Here is a 17,042-nt window from a genome sequence, read left to right on the forward strand (position 1 = left end):
TACCTTTAACCATCTTGTGGTGGCTCAGATAACAGCCCCACATTAGCGACACCTGAACGCTGCAGTGTGCTCATCAATAAAACTATTTGCCCGTATGGCACATTGCGATCGCCACGCACCATGACAGGCGTGCCAGGACGACGCTGTAGTATCGCCATTACCCGTTCTGACATTTGTTCAAGAGAAACAGACGTTGAATCTTCACCAAGCGTAATGAAGTAGCCGCCCTCTCGGTCGACAGAGATAATGATAGGGTCACTTTCGTCCTGGCTTTCGATAGGCTCTGATGTGACTTGAGGCAGATCTACTTGTACCCCTTGAGTCAGCATCGGTGCGGTGATCATAAAGATCACCAGTAAGACCAGCATGACATCAATAAAAGGCACTACGTTGATTTCAGCCATCGGCTTTTTATTGCCGCTACGGTTAAACGGGCCTTGCATAGCGTACTCCCTTAGCTAGCGCTGGACTTGCTTTCACGGCCTTGCAAATTACGGTGCAAGATAGCGTGAAACTCCTCGGCAAAGTCTTCGTACTTGCCCAGTAAGCGAGCAGCATCATTCGATAGTCGGTTATAGAAAATTACCGCAGGGATGGCCGCAAACAGGCCCATTGCTGTTGCAATTAGTGCTTCAGCAATCCAAGGGGCAACAGTTGCCAATGTAGCTTGCTGTGTCATAGAAAGGGATTGGAAGGAACCCATAATCCCCCAAACCGTGCCGAACAAGCCAATGTAGGGGCTCGCTGATGCCACTGTGGCGAGAAATACCAAGTGCTGGGTTAGGCGATCCTCTTCCCGTGACCAGGCAACGCGCATACTCCGCTGCACACCTTCTAAAATGGTGTCGGGATTCCGCGTTTTTGGCATTAAACGATTAAATTCGCGAAAACCAGCCTGGAAAATATGCTCTGCTCCATAGCGTGGGTCGTCAGCGGGGATTTCTCGATATAACTCGTTTAAATCGACACCTGACCAAAAGGATTCTTCAAATTGGCTGTATTCCTGTTTTGCCCTGCGCAGGGCAATACTCCGTTGGAAAATAACCACCCATGAGAGGATTGAACCCACCACCAGCAGCAACATCACCAGCTGAACAACCGTGCTGGCACTCATTATCAAGTGGGGAATGGACATGGTGTTATCGTTCACAGTTACCCTCATCAAGCTATTAACGTCGGAAGTTCCGAACAGTGGTGGTGTCTAACGTCAATGAAGTACGCGCTACATCGCGCTATCTACTCCATAGGTTTACGCATGTCACAGGTTTACGCATGTTTTCAGCGTTCGCCTTAAATTAATCAACCGAGCGCTTTCAACGTTTTAGGCCATGCTTTTGGTCGCATCTTGTGAGCACACAAGCAGGCTATCTCGACTGTAGCAGCGCATAAGAGTTCCTCATCTCGCTGCACTTGCTGCAAAAAAGTCATGCGGCATCGACCAACGCTCTCAACATTTGTACTGACAATAAGCGAGTCATCCAAGCGTGCAGGCTTGCTGTAGTGGCAGGCCAAGCGATATACCACTAGCTGGGTACCATCGTCTAGCAAAGATTGCTGATTAAGGCCTAATGTACGCAACCACTCACTGCGGGCGCGCTCCATAAACTTCAAGTAGTTAACGTAGTAGACAATCCCGCCGGCGTCAGTATCTTCCATATATACGCGCACCGGCATAGTGGCCCCATTTTTCATGGGCGACGCTCTCCCTCTGGATCAATAGCATGCTCGTGTGGCGTTTTGTTGAAATGTAGCCACGCTTGCCGCGTCACTACGCGGCCTCTGGGTGTGCGCATCATTAACCCTTGTTGAATCAAGTAAGGTTCAATGACGTCTTCGATGGTACCGCGTTCTTCACTGATAGCGGCTGAAATCGAGTCAACACCGACAGGGCCGCCATCAAATTTATCGATCATTGCCAGCAAAAGGCGCCGATCCATATGATCCAGCCCATGATGATCGACATTTAGCATGTTGAGTGCCGCATCGGCGAGAGTAACATCAACGATGCCATTACCTTTTATTTCTGCATAATCACGCACCCGACGAAGCAGTCTATTGGCAATACGCGGGGTACCTCTGGAACGCTTAGCAACCTCGACAGCACCTTCATGGCTCGTTTCAACACCTAGCAAACGTGCTGAGCGAGTAACAATCTCGGTAAGCTCTTCAAGGTTGTAAAACTCCAGTCGCTGCACAATGCCAAAACGGTCACGTAAGGGAGAGGTGAGCAAGCCTGCGCGCGTCGTCGCTCCTACTAATGTAAAGCGAGGTAAATCTAGTTTGATTGAGCGTGCTGCAGGCCCTTCACCGATCATTATATCTAGCTGAAAATCTTCCATCGCCGGATAGAGCACCTCTTCTACCACGGGAGACAGCCGGTGAATTTCGTCAATAAACAGCACATCACCAGGCTCTAGGTTCGTCAGCATCGCGGCTAAGTCACCTGCACGCTCAAGCACTGGGCCAGAGGTCGATTTCAGCCCTACACCCATTTCGGTAGCAATAATATTAGCAAGCGTTGTTTTACCAAGCCCCGGGGGGCCAAATACCAAGGTATGATCCAGGCTTTCCTGACGTAGCTTTGCAGCCCCCATGAAAATTTCGAGCTGCTCGCGTACACGCGGCTGCCCAATATAATCCTTTAAATGTTTAGGACGAATAGCATGATCAATACGCCCTTCCCCTTGCTCGGGATCAGCTGCGATTAGTCGGTCATGTTCTAACATAAGGTGCGCACTATCAGTCGTTCCATGAAATAACCTACGTTGTTACCCAGTCATGCGTTTTGTCAGCGCGGCTTTAATAATCGCCTCTGTTGACTGCTTGGGATTGATGTCAGCCAACATTTTAGAGGCCTCAGTGAGCTTATAGCCCAAGCTCACCAGGGCAGCTTCTGCATCTGCCAACGTGTCACGGGGGGCTGGTTCACCATTAGCCGCTTCTAACGCGAGGGGCGCGTCGGCGGCGTTCTCCCATTCTGGGAAGCGGTCACGCATTTCAATAATTAACCGCTCTGCGGTTTTTTTGCCAACGCCAGGAAGCTTAGTCAGTGCTTTGCTATCATCGTCACGTACGCAGCGCATAAAGGCTGCTTCGTCCATTCCGGACAAGATGGCCAACGCTAGTTTTGGCCCTACGCCGTTGACTTTAATCAAGGCACGAAACAGTGCGCGCTCTTGCTCACGCCCGAAACCATAAAGCAAATGAGCATCATCACGAATCGTAAGGTGTGTATACATGGATACGTTTTCGCCTACAGCAGGAAGTGCCACTAGGGTATTCATAGAGGCTTCTAGCTCGTAACCGACACCATGCACATCAACCACAATCCAAGGGGGATGCTTTTCTAACAAAAAACCATTAATACGACCGATCATGTGTATGCTCGCAATAATAAAAAGCTGCCATTTACTATAAAGACACTCTGTACAGATGACCAGTAAGCATCTAAAGCCGCCACCGCCCCGTACTGCGCCGGCGGCTTCCCTTAGAGGGTGCAGTAAGCAGACCATGCCCTGCATACGCATGGGTAAGCGCGATAGCTAACGCATCTGCGGCGTCAGCCTGAGGCGTCGAAGAGAGCTGTAGAATAGCAGTGACCATATGCTGTACTTGACTTTTATCTGCGCCCCCCTGGCCAGTAACGGCTTGTTTGATTTGCCTTGCTGCGTATTCTGCAATGTTCAGCCCATGATTCGCGATGCAGACGAGAGCCGTGCCCCGTGCTTGACCAAGCTTCAGCGCTGAATCGGGATTTTTAGCCATAAAGACTCGCTCAATGGCGACCGCATTAGGCCGATGCAGCCCAACTACTTCACTTAAGCCTGCATAAATTTGTGCCAAGCGCTGCTCTAACGGGCCATCGGTCGTTCTAATACAGCCACTGGCAACATAATGAGGCTTAACACCCACTAAATCGATGACGCCATAGCCCGTGATACGCGAACCTGGGTCGATACCCAAAATCCGAATAGTGGGAGCGGGCTGCTTTTCATCCATGTCACCTTTCCTATTGATAGCGAACTGTTACGTGCGCATTTTATGCAAACAAAAACACCGACGCCTAAACGTCGGTGCTGAGCTAAAAAGCAGCGTTAGCAATTATTCGCTGGCGGTCTCTGCTTTGGCTTTTTGGCGCAGACGGATGTTTAAGTCTTTCAACTGATCTGCACTGACTTCACCTGGTGCGTCAGTCATTAAACAGCCGGCACTTTGGGTTTTCGGGAAGGCAATAACTTCACGAATTGTCTTAGCTCCAGCCATCAGCATGACTAGGCGATCCAAGCCGAACGCTAGGCCACCATGGGGAGGCGCGCCGTATTGAAGAGCATCCAGCAGGAAGCCAAACTTTTCTTGTGCTTCCTGTTGACCAATGCCCAAAATTTCAAAGACAGTGCTCTGCATGGTTTGATCGTGAATACGAATGGAGCCACCACCCAGCTCGGTTCCGTTAAGCACCATATCGTAAGCACGCGACAAGGCATTCGCTGGGTCAGCTTTAAGCGCTTCTGGCGAGCAAGAAGGTGCGGTAAACGGGTGATGTAACGGGCTCAGGCGACCGTTGTCGTCCGCTTCAAACATCGGGAAATCGACAACCCATAACGGAGCCCAGGCTTGGGTGTAAAGCTCAAGGTCAGCACCTAACTTGACGCGTAATGCTCCAATTGCCTCATTGACGATGCGAGCTTTATCCGCACCAAAGAAAATGATGTCGCCATCCTCAGCGCCTACACGATCAAGCAGCTCTTCGACAACATTTTCCATGAACTTAACAATGGGTGATTGAAGACCTTCAAGCCCTTTCGCACGCTCGTTGACTTTAATCCACGCCAGCCCTTTCGCACCGTAAATACCAACGAATTTAGTATATTCGTCGATTTCTTTACGAGACAATTTGGCGCCACCCGGGACTTTTAGTGCCGCAACACGACCATCTTCCGCACTTGCTGGGCCAGAGAAGACTTTGAAATCAACCTGTTGCATCAGATCATCAACATCAGCCAACTCTAACGGGATGCGTAGATCCGGCTTATCAGAGCCAAAGCGATCCATTGCTTCTTGCCAGGTCATCCTCGGGAAGTCAGGGAGCTCAACGCTTAGCACTTCCTGGAAGAGTTGACGAATCATGGCTTCGGTAATGCCCATGATGTCGTCTTCTTCAACAAAAGACGCCTCGATATCGATTTGCGTAAACTCAGGCTGGCGATCAGCTCGCAGGTCTTCATCACGAAAACATTTAGCGATCTGGTAGTAGCGATCAAACCCGGCCACCATTAACAGCTGCTTAAATAGCTGAGGCGACTGAGGTAGTGCAAAGAAGCTACCTGCATGTGTTCGGCTAGGAACGAGGTAGTCGCGGGCACCTTCCGGCGTTGCGCGAGTCAATACCGGCGTTTCAATATCCAGGAAACCTTGATTTTCCAAATAGGCGCGAACGTTATGAGAAATACGCGAACGCAAGCGTAGCTTCTCAATCATATCCGGGCGACGAAGATCAATATAGCGGTGCTTTAAGCGAACTTCTTCACCTACTTTATTATGCTCATCTAGCTGAAAAGGCGGTGTGGCAGCCGTATTGAGTACTTCCACCTCTTTCGCTAATACCTCAATCATGCCGGTCGGCATGTTGGGGTTTTGCGTTCCTTCAGGGCGCAGCCGGACACGGCCAGTAATACGAAGCACGTACTCACTGCGAGCACGGTCAGCATTAGCAAATGCCTCGGCGGTATCAGGGTCGACAACGAATTGAGCGATGCCATCGCGATCGCGCATATCCAAAAAGATGACCCCACCGTGGTCACGGCGGCGATGAACCCAACCGCAGACAGTGACCGTTTGTTCCACCAAAGTTTCGTTAAGCTGGCCGCAATAATGGCTGCGCATGTCTAATCCTGTTCTGTTTCGTGGCAATGAGATTGTCGTGGGTCGTTCTGACCCTGACAACCGCGGCTAAGCCGCGGCGCCCTTTTTCGTTGGTGTGCTACTGGTATCGCTTGTGGCACCAGTGCTGGAAGTAGATTGGCCTTCTGCAGCCAAGTTTTTCTTACTTCCTGTTTTAAAATCGGTTTCATACCAACCGCCGCCAGCAAGACGGAAACCAGCCGCTGAGACCAAGCGTTCAAGGCTTGCTCGCTGGCACGCTGGGCAATCCTTAAGCGGATCCGCGCTGATTTTCTGCAATTTTTCCATGCGATGACCGCAGGCCTTGCACTCGTACTCATAGATGGGCATGTTGATAACTCCTGAAAAGCTCAACTCCGACAGGCTAAATTTATATAGACTAGCGGCAAATCTAATGGTTGCCAGGCAGAAAATATGTGGGCTGCCGGGATAAATTCCAAGACTGCGGTTGATAGAGCGACACATTATACCCTTTTGTGCCCCCTGCTGAGCAAGGCCAAGCGCTTTTCAGCAGATAATGGAGAAAAGAAACATGCCCAATGCGGTAATGCTGGATGCCGAGAGCTTAGGCGCGGATATTGATCTAACAGCAATTCGACACATTGTTAGTCATCTAGATGTGTATCAGCAAAGCACTTCGGAGCAGGCAGGTGAGCGCTTGGCAGATGCGGACATCGCGATCGTCAACAAGGTCATGCTAAATGCTGAAACACTGGCAAGCCTGCCTAAACTCAAGCTTATATGTGTGCTGGCTACAGGGCTTAACAACATTGATATCACTACTGCTAAAGCCCAAAATATTATTGTAAAAAACGTCACCGCCTACGGCACGGCTAGCGTTTCTCAGCACTCACTGATGCTTATGCTGGCATTAGCAAATCGATTGCCACGTTATCAAGCCGACATTGCTCGTGGAGAGTGGCAGGGCAGCGATTTCTTTTGCTTACAAAGCCACTCGACGCTGCAGCTTTCGGGTAAGCATCTGGTAATGGTAGGTCAAGGTGAGCTTGGCTCAGAAGTGGCGCGTTTAGCCGAAGCGTTTGGGATGAAGGTTACATTTGCCGCTCGGCCTGGAAATGAATTAGACGATAAACGGCCCTCTCTTGATGACTTATTACCAACGGCAGATATTATCAGCTTGCACTGCCCGCTTAACGAGACAACTAAGCACCTTATTAATCGCACACGATTGATAAACGCAAAACCATCATTGCTACTAATCAACTGTGCCCGAGGCGGTATCATCGATGAAGAAGCCGCGCTTGAGGCGCTTCGCGATGGCAAGATTGGTGGATTAGCGGTTGATGTGCTTCCCACAGAGCCGCCGAAAGAAGGACACCCTCTATTAGCAGCATTAGCCGAAGGCGAAGCACTCAATTTGATCGTGACCCCTCACAATGCCTGGATCACTCCTGAGGCTCGCCAGAACATTGTAGCGCTAACTGCTGATAATATTAAGCAATGGCAAAACGAGGCGAGCTGATTAAGCACTGATTAATAGGTGGCGAAATGATCAGGGGCGCGGTGGTTATCCAGCACTTCAATGGTGACATGGGTTACCTGCGCTCCTTTTGGCCCTTCCCATAACCATTCAGTTAGCACAGATACGGCATCAGAATTGCCGCATAGCAATACCTCGACACGCCCATCGGCTAGATTTTTGGCATACCCCGTCAGCCCCCGCTGCAGCGCTTGTTCCTGTGTTGAACGCCGAAACCACACTCCCTGCACCTTCCCTGTCACATAGGCACGTACACAACAAGTAGACATAGATTGCCCTCTTAGTGCTTGTAGAATTCAGTCTGATAAATGCCCAGACTGAATTCTGTTAATCCCCATTCTTCTCAAACGGGTTTTCTTCGGGTTTGGCTCCCCCCCAGCCTGTTTAAACCAGCTCTCGCTTCACTAGCACTGCACTATTACGTGGCACTAATGGGCGTCCACGACGGAGTAGCAAAGAGCGAGTAAAAGCAGCGCCAAATAGTAAAATTAATGAGCTGTAATATACCCATAGCAAAATCATGACGACAGAGCCCGCTGCGCCATAGGTAGACGCTGTGGCGGGATATGCCAAATATATAGCGATAACGCTGCGCCCAATTGTGAACAGCACAGAGGTTACTACCGCGCCAATCAGCACATCTTGCCAATGGAGAACAACATCTGGCAATACCTTGAAAATAGTAGCGAACAACAATGTCACCATCGCTAGTGAGATTAGCGACTCAAGCGATGTGGTTAATAAACTGGCATAGGGTAATAAATTACCTGCTCCATGGAGCATACCCCGTAAGATGACTCCCAGCACTAACGATACCAGTAGGATGAAGCCAATAGACAAAACGACCGTTAAGGAAAGTAAACGATTTTTTATGAAGATAAACGCGCTATTTGAGGTGGGCTTTGCAGTAACGCCCCAAATGGTATTGAGCGAAAATTGCATCTGTGCAAATACGGTCGTGGCACCCACCAACAAGGCCACAAAGCCAAGTATTGTCGGTAAGATACCTGACTCCTCGATGCGTGACTGGGCGACAGCCTGCTCAATCGCGAACGCTGCTTCAGCTCCTAAAGTATCCTGGAGTTGTGCAACAATTTGGCCTTGAGCAGCATCTTCACCTAGCACCACGCCAATGACCGTTACCGCTATAATAACGGTAGGCGCCAAAGAGAACAGTGTGTAAAACGCTAATGAACCTGCATAGCTGAAAGCATTTCGTTCAAGCCATAACGCCGTTGCATCTTGAACCACGTTCCACCAAAAAATGATCGTTTTTTTCAGCATATTCATTCCCTTAACAAAAAAGTTTCCCTATCAAGCACCAACGCAAGATACTTCCGACAATCATACCGAACTAAAGCGTTGAGCGCAGGTGAAGACACATTGCGCGCCTTAACAGCCCACTTCATAATGGCCCTCCTTTCTCTCCTACGACCAAGGAAGCGTTATGAATTCGGATGCTGTTGAATCTGCTACGGCTTACGACTTTGATTGCTTGGTGTTTATTGGTCGTTTTCAGCCTCCCCATCTTGGCCACCTGGCCATTATCCGTGAGGCGTTAAAACAGGCACGCCAAGTCATCGTATTAGTGGGCTCGGCTTGGCAGGCGCGCTCGTTGCGCAACCCTTGGAATTTCGATGAGCGTCAAGTAATGATTCGCTCTGGGTTTGATGATCAAGACAATCAACGCCTGGAAATCACGCCTCTACTTGACGCGCTTTACAACGACGATGTGTGGGTACGTGATGTGCAGCGCAAAGTGCGTGACTTGGCTTCGCCTGCAAACGCTCGCTTACCTCGTATTGGCTTGATTGGTGCAAGCAGGGGGCAATCCAGCTACTATTTGTCGCTTTTTCCTCAATGGGAGTCCGTTAGTGTTCCACTCGTTGAGGGTATTTCAGCGAGTCAAATACGCGAGCGGCTGTTTCGCTCACCCGGTTCTACCGATGACTATTTGAGCACAGGCGCTTACCACGATTTACCGCCCGAAGTCGTCAAAAGCGTTGATAGGTTTTGCAAAGGTATTGCCTACCACCGCTTGCTGGAAGAGCAACAGCTACTGGATCAATATAAGCAAGCTTGGGCACAAGCCCCTTATCCGCCCATTTTCGTGACCGTTAATGCGGTTGTCGTCCAATCGGGACATATTCTGCTAGTAAAGCGAACAGCTGCGCCGGGCAAAGGACTTTTTGCATTACCCGGAGGCTTCATAAACCCCCATGAGCGCTTATTAGACGCTTGCTTAAGGGAGCTCCGTGAACGCTTAAGGCTAAAAGTGCCCGAGCCCGTTTTAAAAGGCTCGCTACGCGGACAACGCCTGTTTGATGAACCTCATCGCAGTTGGCGAGGACGAACGTTAGCGGAAGCCTTTTATTTTGCTCTCAGGCCGGATCAACAGCTACCTCGTTTAAAGCCAGTCAAAGGCGGCGATCATGCCCGCTGGGTCGCTCTTGCTGATTTAGAACCTGAAAGCTTGTTTGAAGATCACTTTTTTATCATTCAAAACTTTCTCGGTTTACCGGCAGATTTAGGTACATTTTAAGATATAAGGGTTTTCCTAGACTTTCTGCAGGCTATGCCTGCAGAAAATCGCGTGGCAGCTTCATCATTTGACGCCAAAGACGCTCGACACCGGGTTTATGGACTAACGAACAACGGTAAAGTCTAATTTCTAAAGGAATATCCCAGTTTTCATCCCCAGCTCTTACTAATTTTCCAGTTTTGAGCTCTTCACGAATACAAAAATCAGGAATCCAAGCGATGCCCACTCCTTGAAGAACCATGCCTTTTAATCCTTCCGCCATAGCTGTTTCATAAACCGTGCGAAGCTTCAATCGTAGTGGGTCGTTTTTAAGCAACATTCGTACGCTTCGCCCTAGGAATGCGCCCTGCGTATAAGCTAAATAAGGAATTGAGCTGTCATTTTGAATTGAGAAAAGCGGTTGGCCGTGTTCATCCGGCAGCGAGACCGGCAACATTTTCACTTGGCCAATAGAAAAAGAGGGAAAGACTTCTGCGTCTAGCTGCATGGTGGCAAATGGGTCGTAGTATGCCAACATCAAATCACAGTTACCTTCGCGCAAAATATGGATAGCCTCGCCAACGTTCATGGCTACCAACCGAGTTGGCAGTTCACCTAAGCCTTTTTGTAGCCGAGAAATCCAAGGAGGGAAAAAACTCAGTGCCAACGAATGAGCCGCTACGATATCGAGAGCTTCATTCGCAATAGAAACCCCTCGAAGGTGGCTTAATGATTCGTTTAATTGTTCCACTAAATTTCGTGCGGTGATCAAAAACAGTTGACCCTCTGACGTCAGGCCAATCGGCGTCGTGGAACGATCGACTAAGATGACCCCTACCGCTTGTTCTAGCGCACGAATACGACGGCTGAACGCAGGCTGAGTGACGTGACGCTGCCTGGCAGATGCCGAAAAGCTTCGTGTATTGGCTAAAGCAACGAAATCCTCGAGCCATTTTGTTTCTAAATTCACCCAAAACTCCTTGTGCCTAAATCGTTGTTAGCGGCGTGTAGGGTTATTATTGATTACTGAATAGGTGCGGTTAAATATGCCGCACGAGAAACCACTTTTTTCCACATTGGGCGTTGACTAATTTCGTCAATAGTAATGCGACGACACTGTGCAAAGTCTTGCTCTAGCATGGTATGTACCTTACTGGCAAAAGCTTGGCTGGGAATGAAAGCTGTTATCTCGAAATTAAGCCTAAATGACCGATTATCCAGGTTTATTGTGCCGACTGTTGCCGCACTGCTGTCAATAAGGATGACCTTTTGATGTAAAAACCCAGGGAGATAACGGTATATTTTAACGCCAGCTCTTAACATATCGGGTAGGAATGAAAATGCGGATAGAAACACAAGCAGATGATCAGGGCGCTCAGGAATCATAACGCGAACATCTACACCTCGCATTGCTGCCAGCCTAAGCGCATCCTGCACTCCTTGGTCTGGTACAAAATACGGGCTGGTTACCCAGAGTCTTTCATTAGCGCTATGAATTAGCTGTTGAATTAAAAGGCTAGCCGTATCCTGTTTATCAGCAGGGCCAGATGGCACTATAACCACGTGATGATCATCTTGTGGGTGACTTTCCGCATGCCAATTTAGGGTAATGACCTCCCCTGTTGCCCAGTGCCAATCTTCCCAAAAAGCTTCCTGTAGACCCAAAACACACGGCCCACTAAGCGCTAAATGCGTATCGCGCCAGGGACCATGACGTGGATTTTGCCCAAGGTATTCAACACCAACGTTAAAGCCACCAACCCAGCCCTGCTTACCATCCACTACTGCAATTTTGCGATGGTTGCGGAAATTAAGCTGAAAGCGATGTTTGAAGCCACGAGAAGAACGAAACGCTTTTACTTCTATGCCTTCTTTTATCATCTCATTTAAAAAACCGTCATTTAGTTTCCGGCTACCCACTTCATCGTACAGAAAATAAACACGCACGCCTCGTTGAGCAGCTTTAATTAAATGATGCTGGAATCGTTTACCTAAGGCATCGCTGCGTACAATAAAAAACTGTATCAGCAAATAATCTTTGGCTTGATCGATACCTTCAAAGAGGCTTGTGAAGGTAGCTTCACCATCAATTAATAAATCAGCACTATTGCCTTTAGTCAATGGCATCATGGCCAACTGCTCAACTGCCTGAATATCGGTACTCGCAGGTAATGAAAGGTGTGGCTTAATGTTATGTCGATAACGAATCAGTACTCTACGTAACACGTTATCTCGCGCCCCCCTTGCCGTTACATAACCATAGAAACGTGGGCGGCCAAAAAACCAATAAGCAGGTAGCGCTACATAAGGAAACGTTAACAGTGAAATAATCCAAGCCACAGCCCCTTGGGACGTTCTGCTAGACATGAGCGCCATGACCGCTGACACGATACCCAGTAGATGTATCAGCATAATGCTGGTCCCTAGCAACCATGAGGTCATTGCCTTTTCCTCGTTATGAAGTGAGCTGTTTATCGTATTATTTCACTGCTAATGCACAAAAGCCCCGCGAAAGACGGGGCTTATTTGTCACTGATTGCGGTTTTACGCCATCAGTATGCTACGCCTTTTGAGCGATGATCTCCTTCCATTTAGCAGGGCCTGTCTGATGGACGGAAGTTCCTTGGCTATCGACAGCAACCGTAACCGGCATATCTTCAACTTCAAATTCGTAGATTGCTTCCATACCCAGGTCTTCAAAACCAACGACACGGGACTTCTTAATTGCCTGGGCAACAAGGTAGGCAGAACCGCCGACAGCCATCAAATATACCGCTTCGTTATCTCGAATGGCATCAATAGCGGTCTGGCCACGTTCGGCTTTGCCAACCATACCTAGCAAGCCTGTCTCTTCAAGCATGGTGCGAGTGAATTTATCCATTCGGGTAGCGGTGGTCGGCCCTGCTGGGCCAACAACTTCATCACCTACTGGATCAACAGGACCCACGTAGTAAATAAAGCGACCTTTCATATCAACCGGCAACGGCTCGCCTTTGGCAATCATGTCCACCATACGTTTATGTGCTGCGTCACGGCCAGTTAAAAGCTTGCCGTTCAGCAGTAACGTATCACCCGGCTGCCAGGTTTTGACCTCGTCAGGCGTCACCGTATCAAGGTTAACGCGTTTGACGTTCTCGCCTGCTTCACGAGTAATTTCAGGCCAGTCTTCTAGCTTCGGCGCTTCAAGCGCGGCGGGACCACTGCCATCAAGCGTGAAATGTGCATGACGCGTGGCTGCACAGTTGGGGATGATTGCCACAGGTTTATTAGCCGCATGGGTTGGATAGTCTTTAACCTTGATATCCAGCACCGTGGTTAAACCACCTAAGCCTTGAGCACCGATACCGCTTTTATTCACTTTATCGAACAGTTCCAAACGTAGCTCTTCAGCACGGTTACTAGGACCACGCGCTTGCAGATCTTGGATATCGATAGGATCGAGTAGCGCTTCTTTGGCAATCATCATCGCCTTTTCGGCGGTGCCACCGATACCAATGCCCAGCATGCCGGGCGGACACCAGCCTGCGCCCATCTTAGGCAACTGTTCCATCACCCAGTCCACGACACTATCGGACGGATTTAACATCGCAAACTTCGATTTTGCTTCACTGCCACCGCCCTTCGCGGCCACATGAATATCAACCTTATCGCCAGGCACAATTGAGTGGTGAATAATCGCCGGCGTGTTGTCTTTGGTATTTGCCCGCTTGCCGTCTGGATCAGCGAGAACGGAAGCACGCAGCACGTTATCAGGCAACTGATAGGCACGGCGCACGCCTTCATTAATCATGTCATCAAGACTCAGCTCGGCGTCCCATGTGACGTTCATACCGACATGGACAAATACCGTCACGATGCCCGTATCTTGGCAAATTGGACGATGACCAGTAGCGCACATTCTTGAATTAATTAAAATCTGTGCAATCGCATCCTTTGCAGCAGGATTTTCTTCCCGCTCGTAGGCACCCGCCATTGCATCAATGAAATCTTTCGGATGGTAGTAAGAGATGTACTGCAGAGCATCGGCAACGCTCTGAATGACGTCGTCCTGGCGAATCACGGTCATGGACTAACAGCTCCTCGGTTATCGTCTTGGCTGCGACCTTGGTAATGGCCGTCTAGATGTACGGTAAGTATACCGTATTGGCCTTTATGCGGCAGCCACAACCACCACTAACCTGTCCCTGATCACTACGGCATTAGTCTGAGGCAAGAAAACGCTACATGAGATAACGGTATAAAATATTAATCTAAGTGCTGGCACGTCGGACACAAATATAGACGGCGCGAGCCAACCATCATCCGCTCTATAACCGAACCACAGCGATGACAAGAAAGTCCTGCACGTTCAAACACACTAAATCGCCATTGCCGGCGTGGCTCACCGGAAGCAATCGCTTGCTTAATCCATACGTCTCGATTTGTGACGCCCGCGTCTAAATACGCTTGACGCGTCGTTTTCACAATCATAGTGGCAAGCACGTCTAGCTGATTTTCCGTTAAGTCAAAAGGACGCTGTTTAGGGTGCAATTGAGATAAGAAAAGAATTTCAGAGCGCAAGTAGTTTCCCAGGCCAGCGACTAGCCCCTGATCAAGTAGCAACGCACCAAGGCTTCTGCGCCTAAACGCTGGATCCGTCAGGCGTTGTTTCACATCATCAGGAGAGACATTTTGGCTTAACAAATCAGGCCCAAGACGAGACAAGAAAGGATGATGGCTCAGCTCACTCTCATGCCACAACGAAACATCTGACGCGCTGTAAAGACTGGCCACCCTTCCCTCAGCAGTCAGCCGAACACGTAATGACCTTTTTGTGTTTGGCGGCTTATTTTCGCCATGTAGCTTCCAAACGCCGTAAAGCTGATTATGGGAATACAACACACGTAAGTCTGCAAAACGGATAAGCATGGCTTTGCCCCATGTATCCACTGCCTGGACCTGCTGACCAATCAGTGAGTCCGCCTGCCCGGCGAGTTCAGGAAATGCAAACCAGACGTCATCAAGATGTTTGCCACCTATCTGCTTCTCTATTCTATCCGCTGCACGGCGGATCTCGGGGCCTTCAGGCATCGTTTATCCCAGCGCCAGCTGTTTTTCTTGCATTTGATGAAGCTGGTCACGAAGTCTCGCCGCTTCTTCAAACTCCAGGTTTTGTGCGGCTTCAAACATGGCGTCTTCCAACTTACTGATGGCCCCCAGCAAATCATGTTTGCTCATCGTGGCCACATCATACTCAGCAGCACTTTCTGCCACTTTCCGCTCATTACCACGTCGGCGACTGCTCTTTTTGCCCGGTGCTTGGGCGGCTTCAAGAATATCTGCCACCGAGCGCGTCACCGTGGTTGGCGTAATACCATGTTCTTCGTTGTGAGCGGTCTGTTTTGCCCGGCGACGCTCGGTTTCATCAATTGCTTTTCGCATTGAATCAGTGATTCTGTCGCCGTATAAGATGGCTTTACCATGGGCATTACGGGCTGCACGACCAATGGTTTGAATCAGTGAGCGTTCAGCACGTAAGAAGCCCTCTTTATCCGCATCCAAGATGGCAACCAACGACACTTCGGGAATGTCTAAGCCTTCGCGAAGTAGATTGATCCCCACTAAAACATCGAATTTACCAAGGCGCAGGTCGCGAATGATTTCCACGCGCTCCACGGTGTCAATATCGGAGTGTAAATAACGCACGCGGATACCATGCTCATCAAAGTATTCGGTCAGGTCTTCTGCCATGCGTTTAGTCAGCGTAGTCACAAGAACACGCTCACCTACGGCGGTGCGCAAGCCAATTTCTGAGAGCAGGTCATCTACCTGGGTGCTGGCAGGACGAACTTCAATTTCTGGGTCTAACAATCCTGTTGGGCGCACCACCTGTTCAACAATTTGACTGGCATGCTCTGCTTCATACTTGCCTGGCGTTGCCGAAACGAAGATGGTTTGTGGGGAAATAGATTCCCACTCTTCAAATTTCATTGGGCGGTTGTCTAGCGCTGAAGGTAGCCGAAAGCCATATTCAACAAGGGTCTCTTTTCTAGAACGATCCCCCTTATACATGCCTCCCACCTGGGGCACGCTCACATGCGACTCATCAATAAACAGCAACGCGTCATCCGGCAGATAGTCGAAAAACGTTGGGGGTGGCTCGCCAGGCGCGCGTCCTGAAAGATAGCGTGAGTAGTTCTCAATGCCATTGCAGTAGCCAAGCTCTAGCATCATTTCAATATCGTAAAGGGTGCGCTGCTCTAATCGCTGGGCTTCAACCAAGCGCTCATGTTTGCGCATCCACTCAAGACGCTCTTTAAGCTCTGCTTTAATCGCGTCAATCGCACCTAAAATGGTTTCTCGCGGAGTGACATAGTGGGATTTCGGATAGATGGTCATACGTGGTACGTGGGTACGCACCTCGCCCGTTAATGGGTCAAACAGGCGAATAGAATCAACTTCGTTGTCAAACAACTCTACCCGCACTGCTTCTTCGTCAGAGTCCGCAGGAAAAATATCAATCACATCGCCACGCACCCGATAGGTGCCTCGGCGGAAATCCATATCGTTGCGAGTATATTGCAGCTCGGCTAAACGGCGTAAAAAGGCACGTTGGTCAATCAGCTCACCACGGGTAAAGTGCAGCCTCATTTTGAGGTACTGATCCGGATCCCCGAGACCATAGATCGCCGATACCGAGACAACGATAAGCGCATCACGACGCTCTAGCAGCGCTTTCGTGGCGGATAAGCGCATTTGCTCGATATGGTCATTTATTGAGGCATCTTTCTCAATAAAGGTGTCTGAAGAAGGCACATAGGCTTCCGGCTGATAATAATCGTAGTAAGAGACAAAATACTCTACCGCGTTATCCGGAAAAAACGATTTGAATTCACCATATAGCTGGGCAGCCAGCGTTTTATTGGGTGCCATTACGATCGTTGGTCGCTGCTGCTGCTGCACAACGTTTGCCATCGTGAACGTTTTACCCGAGCCAGTCACCCCTAATAAGGTCTGATGGGCAAGCCCCGACTCAAGCCCACCAATCAGGCTGCGTATCGCGGCGGGCTGATCACCAGCAGGCTTAAATTTGGACTGCAGCCGGAATTCCTTGCTCATCATTACTCCTTTAGAAGGAAG

At 49.5% G+C, this 17,042-nt stretch carries 17 protein-coding genes; 2 read left to right on the forward strand and 15 right to left on the reverse strand.

What is annotated here, in order from left to right; genetic code table 11:
• Window positions 1-5: 5 nt before the first annotated feature.
• The 8 genes from tolR to REH51_RS18535 all read right to left on the reverse strand — a co-directional run bounded on the left by tolR (window position 6) and on the right by REH51_RS18535 (window position 6,231).
• Window positions 6-443 carry a protein TolR gene (tolR, locus tag REH51_RS18500; protein WP_009724442.1) on the reverse strand — a complete coding sequence of 146 codons (438 nt, stop codon included), beginning with the start codon at window positions 441-443 and terminating at the stop codon, window positions 6-8.
• Between the two features lie 11 nt (window positions 444-454).
• Window positions 455-1,135, reverse strand: coding sequence for a protein TolQ (gene tolQ, locus REH51_RS18505; RefSeq protein ID WP_234667782.1), 681 nt, complete (start codon window positions 1,133-1,135; stop codon window positions 455-457).
• Window positions 1,136-1,299: 164 nt separating this feature from the next.
• The gene (gene ybgC, locus REH51_RS18510; RefSeq protein WP_009724444.1) at window positions 1,300-1,692 is read right to left on the reverse strand and encodes a tol-pal system-associated acyl-CoA thioesterase; all 393 of its coding nucleotides are present in this window, start codon (window positions 1,690-1,692) and stop codon (window positions 1,300-1,302) included.
• Window positions 1,689-2,726 (reverse strand): Holliday junction branch migration DNA helicase RuvB, encoded by a 1,038-nt coding sequence (gene ruvB, locus REH51_RS18515; RefSeq protein WP_009724445.1) that lies wholly within the window; start codon window positions 2,724-2,726, stop codon window positions 1,689-1,691. Before ruvB ends, ybgC begins: the two co-directional genes overlap by 4 nt.
• Before the next feature lie 42 nt (window positions 2,727-2,768).
• Window positions 2,769-3,377: a Holliday junction branch migration protein RuvA gene (gene ruvA / locus REH51_RS18520; protein ID WP_009724446.1), complete on the reverse strand. Its 609-nt coding sequence runs from the start codon at window positions 3,375-3,377 to the stop codon at window positions 2,769-2,771.
• A 70-nt stretch (window positions 3,378-3,447) separates the two neighbouring features.
• Complete coding sequence (gene ruvC / locus REH51_RS18525; protein ID WP_009724447.1) at window positions 3,448-3,999, reverse strand: crossover junction endodeoxyribonuclease RuvC; 552 nt, start codon at window positions 3,997-3,999, stop codon at window positions 3,448-3,450.
• 102 nt (window positions 4,000-4,101) lie between these two features.
• Window positions 4,102-5,883 carry an aspartate--tRNA ligase gene (aspS, locus tag REH51_RS18530; RefSeq protein ID WP_009724448.1) on the reverse strand — a complete coding sequence of 594 codons (1,782 nt, stop codon included), beginning with the start codon at window positions 5,881-5,883 and terminating at the stop codon, window positions 4,102-4,104.
• A gap of 66 nt (window positions 5,884-5,949) precedes the next feature.
• Window positions 5,950-6,231, reverse strand: coding sequence for an FmdB family zinc ribbon protein (locus REH51_RS18535; protein ID WP_009724449.1), 282 nt, complete (start codon window positions 6,229-6,231; stop codon window positions 5,950-5,952).
• Window positions 6,232-6,433: 202 nt separating this feature from the next.
• Here REH51_RS18535 and REH51_RS18540 point away from each other — a divergent pair, with 202 nt between their 5' ends.
• Window positions 6,434-7,384 carry a D-2-hydroxyacid dehydrogenase gene (locus REH51_RS18540; RefSeq protein WP_498936535.1) on the forward strand — a complete coding sequence of 317 codons (951 nt, stop codon included), beginning with the start codon at window positions 6,434-6,436 and terminating at the stop codon, window positions 7,382-7,384.
• An 11-nt stretch (window positions 7,385-7,395) separates the two neighbouring features.
• Here REH51_RS18540 and REH51_RS18545 read toward each other — a convergent pair whose 3' ends face one another.
• Window positions 7,396-7,671, reverse strand: a complete 276-nt coding sequence (locus REH51_RS18545; RefSeq protein ID WP_039869634.1) for an acylphosphatase — start codon at window positions 7,669-7,671, stop codon at window positions 7,396-7,398.
• Window positions 7,672-7,786: 115 nt separating this feature from the next.
• Window positions 7,787-8,686, reverse strand: a complete 900-nt coding sequence (locus tag REH51_RS18550) for a YihY/virulence factor BrkB family protein (RefSeq protein WP_498936536.1) — start codon at window positions 8,684-8,686, stop codon at window positions 7,787-7,789.
• 163 nt (window positions 8,687-8,849) lie between these two features.
• Between REH51_RS18550 and REH51_RS18555 the strand changes: the two genes are divergently transcribed.
• Window positions 8,850-9,944 carry a bifunctional nicotinamide-nucleotide adenylyltransferase/Nudix hydroxylase gene (locus tag REH51_RS18555; protein ID WP_009724454.1) on the forward strand — a complete coding sequence of 365 codons (1,095 nt, stop codon included), beginning with the start codon at window positions 8,850-8,852 and terminating at the stop codon, window positions 9,942-9,944.
• Window positions 9,945-9,975: 31 nt separating this feature from the next.
• On the opposite strand, the gene REH51_RS18560 is transcribed toward REH51_RS18555, so the two are convergent.
• From REH51_RS18560 to uvrB, 5 genes are all read right to left on the reverse strand, one after another.
• The gene (locus REH51_RS18560) at window positions 9,976-10,893 is read right to left on the reverse strand and encodes a LysR substrate-binding domain-containing protein (protein ID WP_009724455.1); all 918 of its coding nucleotides are present in this window, start codon (window positions 10,891-10,893) and stop codon (window positions 9,976-9,978) included.
• Between the two features lie 53 nt (window positions 10,894-10,946).
• Window positions 10,947-12,365 (reverse strand): cardiolipin synthase, encoded by a 1,419-nt coding sequence (gene cls, locus REH51_RS18565; RefSeq protein WP_009724456.1) that lies wholly within the window; start codon window positions 12,363-12,365, stop codon window positions 10,947-10,949.
• A 118-nt stretch (window positions 12,366-12,483) separates the two neighbouring features.
• A complete protein-coding gene (locus REH51_RS18570; RefSeq protein WP_009724457.1) occupies window positions 12,484-13,989 on the reverse strand; it encodes a fumarate hydratase in 1,506 nt (501 codons plus the stop codon).
• Between the two features lie 179 nt (window positions 13,990-14,168).
• Window positions 14,169-14,993 carry an endonuclease VIII gene (gene nei, locus REH51_RS18575; protein ID WP_009724458.1) on the reverse strand — a complete coding sequence of 275 codons (825 nt, stop codon included), beginning with the start codon at window positions 14,991-14,993 and terminating at the stop codon, window positions 14,169-14,171.
• A gap of 3 nt (window positions 14,994-14,996) precedes the next feature.
• A complete protein-coding gene (uvrB, locus tag REH51_RS18580; protein WP_009724459.1) occupies window positions 14,997-17,021 on the reverse strand; it encodes an excinuclease ABC subunit UvrB in 2,025 nt (674 codons plus the stop codon).
• Window positions 17,022-17,042: the final 21 nt, after the last annotated feature.

The organism is Halomonas bluephagenesis, from assembly GCF_054790765.1.

Coding starts and splice junctions, on each gene's coding strand:
- tolR (WP_009724442.1), bottom strand. CDS start 443: ATGCAAGGCCCGTTTAACCGTAGCGGCAATAAAAAGCCGATGGCTGAA.
- tolQ (WP_234667782.1), bottom strand. CDS start 1,135: ATGTCCATTCCCCACTTGATAATGAGTGCCAGCACGGTTGTTCAGCTG.
- ybgC (WP_009724444.1), bottom strand. CDS start 1,692: ATGAAAAATGGGGCCACTATGCCGGTGCGCGTATATATGGAAGATACT.
- ruvB (WP_009724445.1), bottom strand. CDS start 2,726: ATGTTAGAACATGACCGACTAATCGCAGCTGATCCCGAGCAAGGGGAA.
- ruvA (WP_009724446.1), bottom strand. CDS start 3,377: ATGATCGGTCGTATTAATGGTTTTTTGTTAGAAAAGCATCCCCCTTGG.
- ruvC (WP_009724447.1), bottom strand. CDS start 3,999: ATGGATGAAAAGCAGCCCGCTCCCACTATTCGGATTTTGGGTATCGAC.
- aspS (WP_009724448.1), bottom strand. CDS start 5,883: ATGCGCAGCCATTATTGCGGCCAGCTTAACGAAACTTTGGTGGAACAA.
- REH51_RS18535 (WP_009724449.1), bottom strand. CDS start 6,231: ATGCCCATCTATGAGTACGAGTGCAAGGCCTGCGGTCATCGCATGGAA.
- REH51_RS18540 (WP_498936535.1), top strand. CDS start 6,434: ATGCCCAATGCGGTAATGCTGGATGCCGAGAGCTTAGGCGCGGATATT.
- REH51_RS18545 (WP_039869634.1), bottom strand. CDS start 7,671: ATGTCTACTTGTTGTGTACGTGCCTATGTGACAGGGAAGGTGCAGGGA.
- REH51_RS18550 (WP_498936536.1), bottom strand. CDS start 8,686: ATGCTGAAAAAAACGATCATTTTTTGGTGGAACGTGGTTCAAGATGCA.
- REH51_RS18555 (WP_009724454.1), top strand. CDS start 8,850: ATGAATTCGGATGCTGTTGAATCTGCTACGGCTTACGACTTTGATTGC.
- cls (WP_009724456.1), bottom strand. CDS start 12,365: ATGACCTCATGGTTGCTAGGGACCAGCATTATGCTGATACATCTACTG.
- REH51_RS18570 (WP_009724457.1), bottom strand. CDS start 13,989: ATGACCGTGATTCGCCAGGACGACGTCATTCAGAGCGTTGCCGATGCT.
- nei (WP_009724458.1), bottom strand. CDS start 14,993: ATGCCTGAAGGCCCCGAGATCCGCCGTGCAGCGGATAGAATAGAGAAG.
- uvrB (WP_009724459.1), bottom strand. CDS start 17,021: ATGAGCAAGGAATTCCGGCTGCAGTCCAAATTTAAGCCTGCTGGTGAT.